The organism is Bdellovibrio sp. HCB337 (genome assembly GCF_047302465.1).
In the GTDB taxonomy this organism is placed as follows: Bacteria; Bdellovibrionota; Bdellovibrionia; order Bdellovibrionales; family Bdellovibrionaceae; genus JACMRP01.
Genome location: NZ_CP178621.1, coordinates 2,515,619 through 2,530,544, shown reverse-complemented (window position 1 = coordinate 2,530,544; position 14,926 = coordinate 2,515,619). Strand labels below are relative to the sequence as shown.

The 14,926-nt window shown below is 45.7% G+C and carries 13 protein-coding genes; 6 read left to right on the top strand and 7 right to left on the bottom strand.

Annotation, left to right across the window (positions count from 1 at the left end; all coding sequences use genetic code 11):
• Nucleotides 1-177 precede the first annotated feature (177 nt).
• From ACLWBB_RS12185 to ACLWBB_RS12175, 3 genes are all read left to right on the top strand, one after another.
• Nucleotides 178-2,151, top strand: a complete 1,974-nt coding sequence (locus tag ACLWBB_RS12185) for a hypothetical protein (protein WP_413287798.1) — start codon at nucleotides 178-180, stop codon at nucleotides 2,149-2,151.
• A 107-nt stretch (nucleotides 2,152-2,258) separates the two neighbouring features.
• Nucleotides 2,259-3,248: a cysteine synthase A gene (gene cysK, locus ACLWBB_RS12180; RefSeq protein ID WP_413287797.1), complete on the top strand. Its 990-nt coding sequence runs from the start codon at nucleotides 2,259-2,261 to the stop codon at nucleotides 3,246-3,248.
• The gene (locus ACLWBB_RS12175; protein WP_413287796.1) at nucleotides 3,232-4,011 is read left to right on the top strand and encodes an endonuclease/exonuclease/phosphatase family protein; all 780 of its coding nucleotides are present in this window, start codon (nucleotides 3,232-3,234) and stop codon (nucleotides 4,009-4,011) included. The genes cysK and ACLWBB_RS12175 overlap by 17 nt, the downstream gene beginning before the upstream one ends.
• Before the next feature lie 6 nt (nucleotides 4,012-4,017).
• Here ACLWBB_RS12175 and ACLWBB_RS12170 read toward each other — a convergent pair whose 3' ends face one another.
• The 3 genes from ACLWBB_RS12170 to ACLWBB_RS12160 form a co-directional block, all read right to left on the bottom strand.
• The gene (locus ACLWBB_RS12170; RefSeq protein ID WP_413287795.1) at nucleotides 4,018-6,183 is read right to left on the bottom strand and encodes a hypothetical protein; all 2,166 of its coding nucleotides are present in this window, start codon (nucleotides 6,181-6,183) and stop codon (nucleotides 4,018-4,020) included.
• A 117-nt stretch (nucleotides 6,184-6,300) separates the two neighbouring features.
• Entirely contained in the window at nucleotides 6,301-6,798 is a 498-nt protein-coding gene (locus tag ACLWBB_RS12165) for a hypothetical protein (RefSeq protein ID WP_413287794.1), read from the bottom strand.
• On the bottom strand, nucleotides 6,795-7,337 hold the full coding sequence (locus ACLWBB_RS12160; RefSeq protein ID WP_413287793.1) for an RNA polymerase sigma factor: 543 nt from the start codon (nucleotides 7,335-7,337) through the stop codon (nucleotides 6,795-6,797). The genes ACLWBB_RS12165 and ACLWBB_RS12160 overlap by 4 nt, the downstream gene beginning before the upstream one ends.
• Nucleotides 7,338-7,427: 90 nt before the next feature.
• On the opposite strand from ACLWBB_RS12160, the gene ACLWBB_RS12155 reads away from it, so the two are divergent.
• Both ACLWBB_RS12155 and ACLWBB_RS12150 read left to right on the top strand, forming a co-directional pair.
• A complete protein-coding gene (locus ACLWBB_RS12155) occupies nucleotides 7,428-8,042 on the top strand; it encodes an exopolysaccharide biosynthesis protein (RefSeq protein WP_413287792.1) in 615 nt (204 codons plus the stop codon).
• Between the two features lie 72 nt (nucleotides 8,043-8,114).
• Complete coding sequence (locus ACLWBB_RS12150; RefSeq protein ID WP_413287791.1) at nucleotides 8,115-9,392, top strand: MFS transporter; 1,278 nt, start codon at nucleotides 8,115-8,117, stop codon at nucleotides 9,390-9,392.
• Here ACLWBB_RS12150 and tsaA read toward each other — a convergent pair.
• The 4 genes from tsaA to ACLWBB_RS12130 are packed head-to-tail and all read right to left on the bottom strand — an operon-like array spanning nucleotide 9,378 to nucleotide 13,901.
• Complete coding sequence (gene tsaA / locus ACLWBB_RS12145; protein ID WP_413287790.1) at nucleotides 9,378-10,136, bottom strand: tRNA (N6-threonylcarbamoyladenosine(37)-N6)-methyltransferase TrmO; 759 nt, start codon at nucleotides 10,134-10,136, stop codon at nucleotides 9,378-9,380. The two genes, ACLWBB_RS12150 and tsaA, sit on opposite strands and share 15 nt — an antisense overlap.
• Nucleotides 10,133-10,909, bottom strand: a complete 777-nt coding sequence (locus ACLWBB_RS12140; protein ID WP_413287789.1) for an RNA methyltransferase — start codon at nucleotides 10,907-10,909, stop codon at nucleotides 10,133-10,135. The genes tsaA and ACLWBB_RS12140 overlap by 4 nt, the downstream gene beginning before the upstream one ends.
• Nucleotides 10,910-10,918: 9 nt before the next feature.
• Nucleotides 10,919-12,997: a methionine--tRNA ligase gene (gene metG, locus ACLWBB_RS12135; RefSeq protein ID WP_413287788.1), complete on the bottom strand. Its 2,079-nt coding sequence runs from the start codon at nucleotides 12,995-12,997 to the stop codon at nucleotides 10,919-10,921.
• Between the two features lie 52 nt (nucleotides 12,998-13,049).
• The gene (locus ACLWBB_RS12130; RefSeq protein WP_413287787.1) at nucleotides 13,050-13,901 is read right to left on the bottom strand and encodes a carbonic anhydrase; all 852 of its coding nucleotides are present in this window, start codon (nucleotides 13,899-13,901) and stop codon (nucleotides 13,050-13,052) included.
• A gap of 77 nt (nucleotides 13,902-13,978) precedes the next feature.
• On the opposite strand from ACLWBB_RS12130, the gene ACLWBB_RS12125 reads away from it, so the two are divergent.
• The gene (locus ACLWBB_RS12125; protein ID WP_413287786.1) at nucleotides 13,979-14,923 is read left to right on the top strand and encodes an aminotransferase class IV; all 945 of its coding nucleotides are present in this window, start codon (nucleotides 13,979-13,981) and stop codon (nucleotides 14,921-14,923) included.
• Nucleotides 14,924-14,926: the final 3 nt, after the last annotated feature.

The window sequence follows — 14,926 nt, the reverse complement described above, 5'->3', positions numbered from 1 at the left end:
TCGACTGCTCGATATTTGCTTGAAAGATAAGAGCAGCACATTGTCAGATTACTCTGAACAAACCGTTCGATACATAGATCTAGGTCTTGTTAAAAAGCTGTAAAATTGAGCTCATTCTGCCGTTAAGTAAACAGGATGAACTATTGGCAAAACGGCAAGAAAAACAATAGGCAGGCTATGAGCGAGACTAAAGAGGTAGAATTACCCAAGACGATGCTTATTCTGAAGTCCAACGTCACGGCGTTGGGCACGGTGGAAACCTTCTTAAGGAATCGCGGCTGGAAAATATTCTCGACTGCCAACCTGAAAGAAGCCCTCGTACAAATCGTTAAGAACAAGCCAAGTTATGTCCTCATCAGTGTCGATCATCCAAACAAAAAAGTCCGTGCCTTGCCAAAACTTTTAAGCCAAGCGTTTCCCGTTGCCACGATCGTTTTTGCCGAGAACCAATCTTCATCTTCTTACAAAGTTTTGAATGAAGCTGCGACCGAGTATCGTGTGTATCCGCCAGTAACAGGACCTGCGATTGAACGTTGCGTGAACAAATATCTGAAAGACCAACAGACGAAAATGACTGTTGAGTCCGCAAACGACAACTTCAAAGGCGATGGCACTAATAACGGCAACGACACGATCTCTATCAAAGGTGGCGGTGACGGCAATATTTCTATCAAAGCCGAAAGTGGCTCTATGGGAGGCGACGCCAGTCGCTTGTTCTCACAATTTCTGAATGAAGACGGTGCGAATGGCACAGCTGCAAACGCGTCTACGAAAAACGACGATATCTTCGGCGGTGCCCCTTCGAGCTCTAGCAAAAATGAGTCTGGCCAGTTTGGCCAAGTAGCTGTAGGCGGAACCAACGACGATCTTAGCGGAAACTCCATCGCTGGTGGTAAAACTGGTGACGGAAAAAATGCGCAAGTAGGTTCGGGCAAACAAGATAACAATCTGGTTTTTGCGCAGCCTATGGAAGAAGATGAATCTTCACCGTCGCAAGGTTATGTGCCTGGAGGAAATCCTTTTGGTGGTAACCCGCAAGATGACATTGCTTCGGGTGGTCACCTCAAAGGGAATAACGGAGCCCACCAAGATGGAAAAAATGGTTTTGGTAAAACCTATGTGCAAAAAGGCTCTAGTGGTGAAACCAATGGCTACATCCCACCGACAGATGATTTAGGTGGTTGGGGAAATGCCCAAGGTGAAAAAACCAATGGAAGAGCGAATAGCTCTCAGCAAGATGGACCTGGATCTGAAAACGGTTGGGGCCAGCAAGGAAACGACGATCTTGGCGATGGTTCCGCGGCAGATCAAATGGATCGCTCGGGAACTGCGCATGACGGGATGGGATCTCGAGAGTATCGTCGCAGACAAGCTGCGGCGGCGGCATGGGCGCCAGCTACTGATATGGACGAGCTACGAAAACGTGATGAGCTTCGCGCTCGTAGTGATGCAAATGAAACTTTGATCGCGCGCGGAACGCAAAAGTCTTTAGAAGAATCCGTAGATCGCGGTGACGGTGTTATCAAAGAAAAACTTCAAGACACCACAAGTGCTGCTTGTATCATGGTTGAATCGGATCGTTTCTCGGGATACTTGGTCGCTGTGATGGGACAGAATAAAAAAATCGATACGAACTTCATTGAAATGATCAAGCAAAGACTCTTTAAGTTCCTCAAAGACAACGGCGAAGACGTTGCTGACAATAACTCAATGGATGTTAAAATCCGTCAAGTGGACTTTGAGCCTTGGGCTTTAGAATACGCAGACTTCCTCAGAAAGTCAGTTCATCAAGGCAGTGAAGTTGTCATGGCCTTCTTCCCGCGAAGACCTATCAAAGCAATTTTGGAGGACTCTCATCATCAAGACATGGCAAAGATTGATCTCAAAGAACTGCAAGGAGATCGCCAGGTCGAGTTTGATCTGTACGTTTATCTTCCAACGAATAACAAGTATGTCCTTTACACTCCTAAAGGCGGTGTTTTTTATAACAAGCAAATGGACCGTCTTAAAAAACAAGGCGTCACCCACATGCATATTCAAAAGGCTGCCGTTCAAGCCGTTTCGAAGTATCAGGCTCAGAACTATTTGAACGACATGGTCGAGGACTACGAACAAAAACAGGAACTCGCTGCTAAAATTAAAGCTGCCTAGAGCTTTTCCTCGAGTGTCTTGATAAATGACACGCCTGCACATTCTGGAATTACATCTTAAATGGGGCTACCATTATTCTTTGAGATCTCATCAAAGAAAGAAAACCTATGAAAACATACTCAGACATCACGAAGACAATTGGTTCCACTCCTCTTGTGGAAATGCAACGAATTGGCAAGGGCCTTCCTGGAAAGATTTTTTTGAAGCTCGAGTTTTTTAACCCATTAAGCTCCGTCAAAGACCGTATCGGGATCAACATGATTGAATCCGCCGAACGCAGTGGAAAATTGAAAGCCGGGATGGAGGTCATCGAGCCAACGAGTGGCAACACGGGGATTGCGCTAGCGTTTATTTGTGCTTCTAAAGGGTATCCGCTGACTCTCACGATGCCAGAGACCATGTCGCAAGAACGTAGAACTTTGTTGTTGTTACTCGGCGCAAAGATTGTGCTAACTCCGGGACCTCTGGGAATGAAGGGCGCGATTGCAAAAGCGCTTGAGCTTATGGATAAAAGTAAAAGCGCATATATGCCAAGTCAGTTCGAGAATCCATCAAATCCAGAAATTCATCGCGAAACAACTGCACTTGAAATCTGGCGCGATACCGATGGTAAAGTGGACGTCGTAGTTTCAGGTGTTGGCACCGGGGGAACGGCAACAGGGATTGGGCAAGTCCTTAAGGCAAAAAAACCTTCTGTAAAAATCGTGGTTGTCGAACCGGTAGAGTCTCCGGTGCTTGCCGGTGGCAAGCCGGGTCCTCATAAAATCCAAGGTATTGGTGCGGGTTTTATCCCTAAAAATCTTGATAAAAGTATCATCGACAGTATCGAAGCCGTGACTTCAGAGGAATCTTTGAAAACTGCTCGTGACGTGATTAAGCAAGAGGGGATTCCTGTTGGAATCAGCTCAGGCGCTGCGATTGCCGCAGGTCTTCGAGTGGCAGCTAAAGAAGAAAACCGTGGAAAAAATATTGTTGTTATCGTTCCAAGTTCTAGCGAACGATATTTGTCGACCTTGTTAGCAGAACAAGAACGCAACGAAGCTCAGCAGTTGACGGTTTCTACTCCATTGGATGAGTACCTTGTCAAAGTCACCTAAGTCGAAGTTGTTTTCGAATCCTTTTTATGTTCCAGCGGCCCACGAGAGTTTGATTCTCATCGGGGCCTTTAGTGAAAAAACTTTGCCGCAGAATAATGTCAAAGCTTTGATCTGGAATGTCTATAAAGGCAAAGATCCGCGCTGGGAAAGTGAATTTCGAGACATTATTCGCGGACATGACCTGGTACTTTTACAAGAAGCGGTGACTGATCATCGAATGCCAAAGATTTGGCGCGAGCATTTTGGCAAATATGCCTGGAATATGGCGGCCAGCTTTCATTTAAATCCCACGGAAGCAACTGGTGTGGTAATTGGCGCTAGGGCTGAATGTTTTGATCTTAAATTCGTACGCACTAAAAGTCGCGAGCTTTTTTTGTTAACACCTAAGATTGCTTTGATTTCCCAATTCAAAATCGAAGGTCGCGAAGATAAGCTCTTGGTCGTGAACACGCACTCCTTGAACTTCACGACAACGTCGTTATTCATTAAATCCGTCGAAGAAAAAATACGCGAGATCGACGCCCACAAAGGCCCTTTGATATTTGCCGGAGACTTCAATACTTGGAATACCAAACGTTGGATCTTGCTCGTGCAGATGCTTTCAGAGTTAAAGCTTTATCCTGTTGAGTTCCGAGAAGACAATCGCTTCTTTAAACTTGATCATGTCTTTGTTCGTGGAATTAATATCCATGAAACTCATGTCCTGCACGGGTTTAAAGGGTCTGATCATACGCCACTAGAAGTAGTGATGAGCTTTGAGTAGCGAAGGCTACCAAGCTCGGTAAGCGGCGGCCTTTCCGACGTCTTGAAGATCGCTATTGACCTGTTGCAGAGCTTTTTTGAAACTTTCCTGAATCAGTTTTTCTTCCTGCGCTGAAAGCTTGACGTCCGAGTGTGAAACCGTAATTAGTTTTACGGGACCACGGTTAAGGTCGCCGGTTTTCATATCAACGCCAAAGAGAATGCCTTTAAGCTTATTAGGCTCCATTTTATCGGCCAAGTTTTTGCGAAGAGCCTTTTCGATCGATTCTCCATGCACGCTTAGCTGTGTGCGGGTTGAAGCATCAGTAACTTTATCAGAGACAAAGCTTAGTCGGAACTTTGACGAATACCCAGCCGCACTCAGTCTTTCTAGAATTTGCTCTTTTTCTTGGTCGGCAAGGGCTCGCGTAGGCAGCGCGACACAATCATCACCACTACAAACAGTTTTAACATTTTGTTTTCCCACAACATCGTTAAGCACACCTTGGAAATCCTGCTTTTGCCGACGGAACTGTTCTGTGACGGCTTTTTCAGCCTTGCGAGTTTGTTCTAAAGCCTCATCAAGAGTTCGAGACTCAGCAAGGGCTTTGGCGGTGCCGCTTAAGTTTTTAGCCCCCATCCCGGCCATATCAGCTGACAGGCCGCCGAAGACCGCCTCATCCAGATTTGCGACTTCACGCTGGGCAATATGAATTCCCGGAGAAAACTCATCGACCACCTTTGAGTAAAGCCGCATTTTTGCGACGGTTCCCATGGGAAGCTCTCTTAAGCCAAATCGGTTTTTAAGGTCTGCCTGAGACTTTGCGATGTCGTCCCCATTTTTGCGTAGAATATCTAGTGCGTCTGTAGAGAGTGTTTTGCCATCCATCACCGAGGTACGAGCCAGTTCATTTTGCAGGCCAGAGCGCAGGGACTCTGCTTTATTCATTTTACTTGTCAGATTCGCCTTCATGTCTTGTGAAGCATAGTTTTGTAGCGAGTTTCCATCTGCTTGCCGTGAAAAACGAGAAGCCAGCGTCGCTTGATCGGCGGTTTCGCCATAGCCTGCACGGAACCATTCGCCGGGATTGTCGGAGGAGTTTACAATTTTATTTTTAACCATGGCGTCTTTGAATTCTTGATTTGTTTCTTGAAGGATTTTGTTCAACCTCTGATCCATATCCGGTGGTCCTTGGCCTTTAAAAGCAAAACGGCTGGCTTTAAAGTCCGAGTAAGAAACAAGCTCAAGATCCGGATAAGTTTTCTTAAGATCCTTATACAGATTTTCGACTTTGTTTTGTAAGAGGTCCTTGTGGTAATTCGTAAGACTCGTGACGAGGTTTTTGTCTTTCAAGGTATCGTTAAGCTCTTTCATGACGGAGTTCTCGACATCAAAGTACTTTACGTTGGAAGGCTTGGTATTTTCCGCCAATGACATCCACTTTAGGTTTTGCTCACTCGTAGTCGGAGAGTAGTGAAGGTATTTCTTATTGAGTTCGTCACGAGTGAAGACTTTTGGGGCTTTGGCCACGCTTTTGGCTGAGCCAGACTCTTTTTTCATAGCCTGCAGGACTCTTCGCGCCTTGATAAGCTTTGCGCCCTTGCCAACAACGACAGTCGGGTCGACGAGGCTAGCAAAAACGTAGCATTTCATTTCTTCTTTCGCTAAACGAGTCAGGCAAGAGTACTCGTGGTATTTGGCGCTTGCCATGTCGCCTGCTGTTTTCCAAAGGCCCGATACTTTATTGCGATTTTCTTCTTCGCTGTTTTTTGGTTTTTGTAGTTGCTTCGGCAAATAGGTGGAGAAATTGTTTTGAGCGACTTCGTGAAGCATCTTTTCGTGGTCATGGACAACGGCCTTGTCCCAAACTTTCTGTGCGATTTCTTTAATCGCCGTAGCCGTATCGACCGCCGAGTCTTTGAGTCCTCGCCAGCAACTGACAGCCTCGTCAGTGCCGTTGATAAGAATCTGCTCGCACATTTCTTTAGGTTGGCAACTGACGACAAGGTCTTTAAGATCCGGATGATCTTCGACAATCTTGTCGCACTGATGGGCTTTGGCGTTGATCGCACAAGCTTCAAGAGAACGCTTCAATCCTTGGGACTGATGTGTGCATTTGCTTTTAAGATATTCGTTGCAGTCGCGGTAGATAAAGAAATTCGAATCCGAAGCTTCGAAGGCCTGTGCACTCACAAAAAAGAGCAAACAGAAAGCTATTGGAAATACACGTACATACCGCATACTTAACTAACGGTATGAATACTCGAAGTCTAAATATAAAAGACCTGTAAATTACGTTTCAATTTGAGACTAGATTTTCATCAGCGGACGGTGATGAACCTGCGTGAGTAGAGGAATGGCCGCGCTAACCAACGCGCCTAACAGCCAAACAAAACCCACTTCAAAACTAAGCTCGTGGCCCAACATTGAGAGTACCCCAAGTGAAAGCAATGAAACACTTCCAAGAGCTAAAACAGAGTTTTTACGTAAAACGACCCACTCGAATTCGCCTAAGAAAATCTTCGCAAGCCAGAAGCTTGTTCCCAGATAAAAAGCTCCACAGAATCCAAAGCAAGCAACGCTTCCGGCCGCCATGAAGTAGTGCATAAGGCCATGGCCATCAAAGAAAAGACGAAAGCCAAATTGAGGACATAACATTAAAGTCACGACCGAACTGAAGAGGTGAATAAGGCCAAGCTTTGTTGCCACCAAAGAAAGACTTGGGAAAATTTCTTTTTTGAGATTTTCCAACGCACTCGTAGGGAGTTGTGCATGACCTGATTCTAAAAAGGATTCAAAATCTTTCATAGTTCCTCTCCTGATTTTGCTCCATGCTTCTTTCGCAAAAACCGCAAACTGCGACTGACAATTTGGCGGACGTTGCTTTCGCTTTCATTCAGCTTGCGTGCGATTTCTTCGTACTCAAGCTCGTTCAAATACCGGTCTTCGATAATCTGTCTTTCTTTTTCGCCCAAATCCGTCAAGAGGCCAGACACTTCTTGGGCTTTCTCTATATTAGGGGTCATCTGCTCGGCTTGTGACACAAAATCGTTAAATTCTTCATAATTCTTAAGTTCGCGTAATTTATAGTCTTTTAGCTCTGACCGGGTAATGACATAAACCCAGGCAAGGGCCGCGTATTTAGGATTGTACTGAGTGCGTTTACGATAGATCTGTAGAAAGACAATTTGCACAACGTCTTGGGCTTGTTCACCATTAAGCCCGCGTTTTAGAGCGTAATTGTAGACTTTGTTAGAATGGCGTTTGAAAAAGTGATCTAAAGCCGCATCTGCGTTATCGTCTTGTGCAAGACAAAGCAAGAGCTCTTGATCAGTTTTCGCTTTCATAGTGTCGCCTTTACGTAAAAACACGCGCCAAGCAAGTGGCTTTGAGTTACTATAATTGAAACTATGCCTGAAATACAACAAGAGTCTAAAATGGTAAACAGTCGTCTACTCAAAGCCATTGAGTTAATTGAAAAAGAGAGTGATTACAAATCACTGACTCTTGGAGAATTAGTAAATCTGCTTGGCGAAATGGGCCATGGAATTATCATTTTGCTATTGTGTCTTTTTTTTCTGCAACCGATTCCTCTTCCAGGAATATCGACACCGATTGGGATGATCATCATTCTGCTATCCACGTTGCAGTTTCTGAATCAGAAACCCTGGGTCCCGCGCCGATTTCGCAACCGGGAAATTCCGCAAAAGGCTTTGCACAAAATGGCGGTGATTGCCCGTAAAATATGGTCCAGTATTGAAAAGTTCCTGCATCCGCGTTTGTTGTTTTTAACCCGGTCTCATGTGTTTCGGTTCATAAATTTGTTGCTGCTAATATTAAGTGGCTTTTTGTTGGGCCTTCCTTTGCCCATTCCTTTCAGCAATACGATTCCAGCGTTAGTTATTTTGTCGATTGTGTTTGCTCAGCTCGAAGATGACGGCTTCTTGATCATCGGCGGTTATGTGCTAAGCCTGGGGATGTTTTTTTTCTTCTATTCACTGGGTGCGGGCGTTTGGAATTTTGCGCAAAGACCTTGGGCTAGCCCCTTTTAAAACCATAGCAGTCTGCAAAAGCGGGCGTATACTGAGAATATATTCTTCTGCGAACCCCAAGGACAGCTCCTCATGATTTTCGGAAAAAGTGTCAGTAGTACCGAGCAAAGCCTAAAACTTTCTAATGTCGATGCGTTTTTGTACAGCCTCATGGTGGGTGCGGGTGAATCTTATTTGCCAGCGTATGTTCTATCAATCGGCATGGGTGAAGTGTTCGCGGGGATCTTGGCGTCGTTGCCGCTTGTAAGTGGCGCAGTTCTGCAGCTTTTTACGCCACGTCTTGTGCACAAAGTGCATTCGCATAAATACTGGGTGGTGCTTTCCACATTCTTGCAGGCCTTGGCATTTGTGCCGTTGATTTATTTCTCAGTCACGCGAGCTCCAAATTTCTGGGTTTTGTTTTTGATTCTAACTCTGTACTGGGGTGCGGGTTTCTCGGCGGGTTCTGCGTGGAATTTTTGGATGGGTCACTTGGTGCCTGAACAAAAAAGTGCCAAGTACTTTTCCTTCCGTGCGCGTGTTCAGCAGTTGGGGATTCTTTTAGGAATCATCGGCGGCGGTGTGGCATTACACAACAAAGTGGAACTCGGGCCATTCTCGTCCGTGTTTACGTTGTTGTTTCTTTTTGCCTTTGCTTGTCGATTGACGTCGTCGATTTTGCTCTCTAAGAAAATGTATCGTTCCGAGTGGGGAGTCCAAGATCAAGTGCATCGCTTGCGGGATTCGTGGGCGATCTTCTGGAAAGGGCAGCATAAGAAGAAGTTCTTTGCTTACCTTGTTCCTTTCCAAGTGGCGGTTTATATCTCTTCACCCTTTGTGACGCCGTATATGTTGGCACAAATGAAAATGAACTATGGCCAGTACATGGTGGCGATTGCGGCCCTGATGGTGGGAAAGATTATTTCTCTTTCAATCATGCAAAGAGCAAAAACGAATTTCGATGGTTTCAAAGTCATGATTGCGGGTTTGCTTTTAGTGTCTCCAGCGCCAGCGCTGTGGGCGTTGAATGAGAATTACTTCTACATTTTGGCTTTGCAGGTAATTAGCGGCATGGGTTGGGCGTGTTTTGAGCTAGGTCTGTCGTTGGTTTTCTTCCAGGATCTGCGTCAGGAAGAGAAAGTTCCGGTTCTTACGATTTACAATCTTCTAAACTCGGTTGCGATCATTGCAGGCACGTTCTTAGGGGCTAAGCTTTTGACTGCCATGGGCGAGCAGAAGACCAGCTATTGGATTTTGTATGCACTGGGCGCGGCTCTTCGTGTGGCTTTCTGTATCCCAGTGGTTCGTCAGTCGTTGAAGTGGAAAAAGATTTCCGATCAAGAAGATCAGTCGCTCTCAAAAGCTTCTTAAAAACTCGCGGTGAAGGTCCTTGTCTTTGTAAGGATCTTCGGAGCTCTCTAGATCTGTCTTGCTGTAGCCCGAGAATAAATCAAGCACCGACACGTTGTCTGCATTCAGCTGAAAACGCACGCGCCAGGTTTTATAAGCAAGAACATAGTTTGAGCCATCAGCAGAGACTCGTTTTTTATCGCTATTGATAGGATCGTATTCCAACTGATTCAGAATGAAATCTTGAAGCTGACTAAGTCCCTTTGCCTGCAAGAATGAAATCTGTTTTTTCGCAGTCTCAGAAAAACTCACAGCATAGTTTTTAACATTCTCAAGCCAGCCGATTTTAGATTCTGGAAATGCATCCGCATAGGGCAGATAAGGTTTAATATCCAAAACAGGCGTGCCATCTAATAGGTCCGCACCTTCGATGGTTAAACGAAGGCCGTTGATCTTCACAAGCTTTACGCAACTCATGCCAATGGGATTCGGACGATATGGAGCGCGAGTCGCGAAGACTCCGACTTTTTGGTCGCTTCCTCGTGGCGGAAGAACTTTTGGTTTCCAGTGAGTGGTGTTGTGATGAAACACATAGACGACCCAAATGCGTTCAAAGCCTTCCAGGTTTTCCAGAGCTTGTTCAAATTGTTGACCAGATTGAAGAACGATTTCACCTTGAGTGCTAATGCGATCTAAAGGCTGTCTTGCAGCTTCATAGGGCGCTTTAGCTTCGGAGTGGTAGGTGCCAATAGGTTCAAAGTTCATTGGGCACTCCACTGACGAGAGAACTCATAAGTGGCAATCGCGGTTGCGACACCGACGTTCAAAGAGTTCTTTTGTCCACGCAGAGGAATCTTACGAACTTCAGGGCATAATTCTAAAACTTCAGGATCAATCCCGAAGCGCTCATTGCCTAAAATAAATACCGTAGGCTTTTCAAGCGGAAATGAAGTTTCCAAGGGCACTGCATGCGAAGTGGTCTCGAGTGCTACAATGTGGTTTCCTTCGCTTTTTAGTTTTTTAAGAAGCTCCACAATCTTAGGAGCTTCTTCCCATTCTACAAGAGAGTCTGTACCCATTGCGGTTTTTGCAAGTTTGTCTTGGGTTGGAAGGGGAGTATAGCCGCAAAGGTAAACGTGCTTTACACCAAAACACTCGGCTGTACGAAAGATCGAGCCCACGTTAAATGCCGAACGCAAATTGTGTAAAACAAAACTGAGGGGAATTTTCTCAACAGCTTTAGCGGTCTGATCTTGCGAGAAAATCAAAAACTCATCATCGCGCAGTTCTTTTTGTAAGAGTCTTTCGACGGGAATGATCCATGAAACATAATGTTTCATCGTCATGTCCGTGGTGAGGTGTGGAGCAATGGCCGCGATTTTGCGAAAATCTAAAGACTCGTGAGTCACGAAAGCTTGAAGGGATTCTTGAATGGGGGCAAGGGCTTTAGCGCTAAAATTCTGAGACTGGGCCTGTTTTTCCAGGTCCAGCATCAGACGATGAATATTTTGAAGCGCTTTTAAGTCCTTTGGATCCATCAGGGGAAACTACTTCACGCGGCTTCCGGCCTTAGCACCGCTGTCTGGTGAAAGCATGTAAAGGTCACTGCCACCATCTCCAGCGGCAAGGACCATGCCCTCAGACATGCCGAACTTCATCTTACGAGGAGCCAAGTTCACGCACACCAAGACTTGGCGGCCAACAAGCTTCTCTGCAGAGTAAGCAGCTTTAATACCGGAAATAATCTGACGAATTTCTCCGCCACCAATGTCGACTTTAAGACGTAACAACTTATCTGCTTCTTTGATTTCTTCTGCTTCAACAACAGTACCAATACGAAGATCTACTTTCATGAAATCATCAAAGGTAATTTCTGAAGACTTCTCGGCGTTACGATCTTCTGTTTTCACTGCGGCTCCTGTAGCTGCTGGTTTTGCTGAAGTAGAAGCTGCTTTCTTTTCAGCAGCGATTTTCTCGTTCAAGGCACGGCTTTCTTCGACCATTGCTTTGACCTTGTCGGCTTCGATACGACTTGCCAAGTGCTCATAGTCTTGAATGCTAGTGCCCAAAAGAATCTTTTGAGAATCCGCCCAAGTGTATGGCTTTTCACCAAAGAGCTTTTCTACTTTCGCAGTATAGTGCGGAAGAACTGGTTTTAAATAAATCGCAAGCACGCGGAAAAGATTCAAAGTCGCTGTCAGCACTTGTTTAGTGCCAGCAGGATCTGTTTCCAGAGTCTTCCACGGAGCTTTTTCGTCAAAGTACTGATTGGCTTTATCCGCAAGCGCACGAATCTCGTTCGTAGCTTTAATGAAATCACGAGCTTCGTAATACTTCGCAATCTCTTCGCCTTTGGCGTGAGCATGAAGAACAAGCTCGTTACCTTGCGCGTTCATGGAGGTCATGACACCATCCATTTTCTTTTTCAACATCTGTGCACCACGAGAAGCAAGATTTGTGATTTTACCCACAAGATCTGAATTCACGCGAGTGACGAAGTCTTCAAGGTTCAAGTCGATATCTTCGGCGGTGCCATTCAATTTAGTGGCATAGTAATAGCGCAAGAACTCAGGATTCAAATGATTCAAGTAAGTTCTTGCAGCAATGAAGGTGCCTTTAGATTTAGACATCTTCTCGCCATTCACCATCAAGTGACCGTGAACGAAGACATGATTTGGCGACTTGAAGTCTGCAGCCTTTAAGAACGCAGGCCAGAAGATCGTATGGAAGCGAGCAATGTCTTTGCCGATGAAATGGTAAATTTCACGACTTGGATCTTGCCAAATATCCTGCAAGCTCTTGCCTTGTTTCTTGGCCCATTGTTCAGTGGTGGACATGTAACCCATTGGGGCATCCACCCACACGTAGAAGAATTTTTTGTTGTCGGTGCCAGGAATCGCAAAGCCGAAGTAAGGCTCATCACGAGAAATATCCAAATCCAAAAGATCTTCGTTGAACCACTCAAGCATTTTCTTAGCAACATCATTGGCCGTGTGCTTCGGAATCCACTCTTCAAGATATTTTTTGTAGTCGTTCAGTTTAAAGAAAATACTTTCGCTGTCTTTCAAGACTGGAGTAGTGCCGCAAATAGAGCAGTGCACTTCCTTCATGTCTGATGGTGAATAGGTCGCAGCACATACGTCGCAAGAATCGCCGTACTGTTCTTTAGCGCCGCAATTAGGGCAAGTGCCTTTCACAAAACGATCTGGCAAGAACATCTTGTCGTGATTGCAGTAAAGCTGCTTAATCGCGCGAGTCGTGATGTGGCCGCCGTCTTTGAACTTCTTGTAGAAGTGCTCAATCAGAATTCTATTTTCTTCTGAGTTCGTAGAACCGTAGTGAGCAAACTCAACTTGGAAGTCTTTAAAGTCAGCAACATGCTCTTCATAGCTTTTCGCAATCAATTGTTCAGGTGTGATTCCTTGCTCGCGAGCTTTCACCATGATCGGTGTGCCGTGAGTATCATCAGCGCAAATGTAAACGCACTGATGACCGCGCATGTTTTGAAAACGATTCCAGTAGTCTGCTTGAAGATATTCGACCAAGTGGCCAAGATGGATGTAACCATTGGCGTAGGGGAGTGCCGTGGTCATTAAGATTTTACGTGAAGATGTTGCTGTACTCAAAAAGTCCTCCCCTGCGAGATGGCAAGGGAGGTTTAGAAGTCGTCCAAAAGGACTATCGGAACTCTACCTTGCCCGTGCCAAGATGATATAAGGCTGTCTGAATTTTTACCTCACCAGTGTTTACCGCGTCACGCACGATTTGGCTTCTAGACACTAAATCTTTGGCAACGCCTTCGGTATTGGCCCAACCTTCCACGGCCGCATGCTCAGATACGGGTTTTCCGGCGAAGCTCTTAAGGTGTGGTTGCAGGTCATGAACCAATCCATTCAACCAAGGGCTCCCTGCGTCAGAGCCGTTCAGGGTTGCTAAAGCCGCTTTCACAGCGCCGCAAGATTCATGTCCCATAACCAAAATAAGATTGCTGCCCAAGTGCTCGATCGCGTACTCGATGCTGGCGATAGCGCCAAAATCCAAAGCCTGACCTGCCGTACGAACGACGAAAATTTCACCAAGTTTTTGATCAAAAACAACTTCAGGTGGCACGCGCGAATCGCTGCAAGAAAGAACGATCGAGTGAGGTTTTTGCCCCTCTGACAAACGAGTACGGTCTTTTGCGCGATCGCCATCATTGCGTAGAGAGTGTTTTACGAAACGGGTGTTACCGTTTTTCAACCAACCCAAGGCTTTTTCGGAAGGAACCGAACCGCGTTTTGAGTGCGCCGCCGCCGGAGCCGCGTGTTGATGAGAATCTGCTTTTGCAGCCGCAGGCTTGAGTGTCAACTTCATCGCCTCGGCTTCTTTAGCTGCGATTTTGTTAAACTCAGCGACCTCTGGAGGAGGAGTCGGAGCAGGAGCCGCCGCTACTGGAGCTGGACTTTTTTGTGCGGTTTCAGTTTTTGCGGGTTGTTTGCTTGCACAAGCAGTAAGGCTTAATCCAACCAATGTCGCGTACAAAATTCTCATATAAATTTCCTTCCACCATAAAGCGGGGTAGTATTTAAGGGTATTTTAAACACATCTCGTTTAAAAAAGGAGTCTTTGTGAGCATTCCTCTTCTATCGTCCGAGGAGATTTTAAAAAAACTCTCTCTCTACTCCTATGAACAAAAACAAACCTATTTTGCGATGTATTCGTCGTGGTATGGCGGGATCACTAAAGACCCCTCATTGATGTTAGTGCCGATTGATGATCACTTGGTTCACCGTGGAGATGGCGTCTTTGAGGCGATGAAGTACGTTCACGGCAAAGTTTATTTGATGAACGACCACCTAGACCGTCTAGAGTCTTCGTCAAAACAAATCGGCATCGAATGGCCGATGAGTCGCACGCAAATGGTCGAGATGATTCATCAGGTGATTAAGGTTTCTCAAGCAAAAGACGCGATTATTCGCCTGTACATGTCTCGTGGTCCTGGTGGCTTTACGACGAATCCTTACGAGTCTGTGGGGACTCAAGTGTATTGCGTGGTCACTCAGCTTAAACCGATGTCTGAACAAAAATATCAAGACGGAGCTAAGATCGGAAAAAGTCTGATCACTCCGAAAGAGCCTTGGTTTGCGACGATTAAATCCTGCAACTATCTGCCAAACGTGCTTATGAAAAAAGAAGCCGTGGATCGTAAGCTTGATTTTACAATCGGCTTTGATAGCCATGGCTACATCACGGAAGGCAGCACCGAGAATATTATTTTCGTAAATGCTCACAACGAGCTTGTGCGTCCGCCACTCAAACAAATCCTTCGTGGGACGACGATGATGCGTGCTTTGCATTTAGCCGAAGACTTGGTTCATCAAAAGCAGTTGGCAGCGGTCACTGAGAAGATGATTCACGAAAAAGATCTTTTAAAAGCCAAAGAAGTCATGATGGTGGGAACCACGTTAGATGTACTGCCTGTGACGGAGTACGAAGGTCATAAAATCGGTGACGGCAAAGCCGGGTTTATTTCCCAGTCTTTGCGTCGTTTGATTGTCGAAGATATGAAATAGAAT

What these genes read in the sequence shown, in the direction of transcription:
- ACLWBB_RS12140 (WP_413287789.1), bottom strand. Translation starts at nt 10,909, where the DNA reads ATGGATCCAAAGGACTTAAAAGCGCTTCAAAATATTCATCGTCTGATG.
- ACLWBB_RS12150 (WP_413287791.1), top strand. Translation starts at nt 8,115, where the DNA reads ATGATTTTCGGAAAAAGTGTCAGTAGTACCGAGCAAAGCCTAAAACTT.
- cysK (WP_413287797.1), top strand. Translation starts at nt 2,259, where the DNA reads ATGAAAACATACTCAGACATCACGAAGACAATTGGTTCCACTCCTCTT.
- ACLWBB_RS12165 (WP_413287794.1), bottom strand. Translation starts at nt 6,798, where the DNA reads ATGAAAGATTTTGAATCCTTTTTAGAATCAGGTCATGCACAACTCCCT.
- ACLWBB_RS12160 (WP_413287793.1), bottom strand. Translation starts at nt 7,337, where the DNA reads ATGAAAGCGAAAACTGATCAAGAGCTCTTGCTTTGTCTTGCACAAGAC.
- ACLWBB_RS12155 (WP_413287792.1), top strand. Translation starts at nt 7,428, where the DNA reads ATGGTAAACAGTCGTCTACTCAAAGCCATTGAGTTAATTGAAAAAGAG.
- ACLWBB_RS12185 (WP_413287798.1), top strand. Translation starts at nt 178, where the DNA reads ATGAGCGAGACTAAAGAGGTAGAATTACCCAAGACGATGCTTATTCTG.
- tsaA (WP_413287790.1), bottom strand. Translation starts at nt 10,136, where the DNA reads ATGAACTTTGAACCTATTGGCACCTACCACTCCGAAGCTAAAGCGCCC.
- ACLWBB_RS12130 (WP_413287787.1), bottom strand. Translation starts at nt 13,901, where the DNA reads ATGAGAATTTTGTACGCGACATTGGTTGGATTAAGCCTTACTGCTTGT.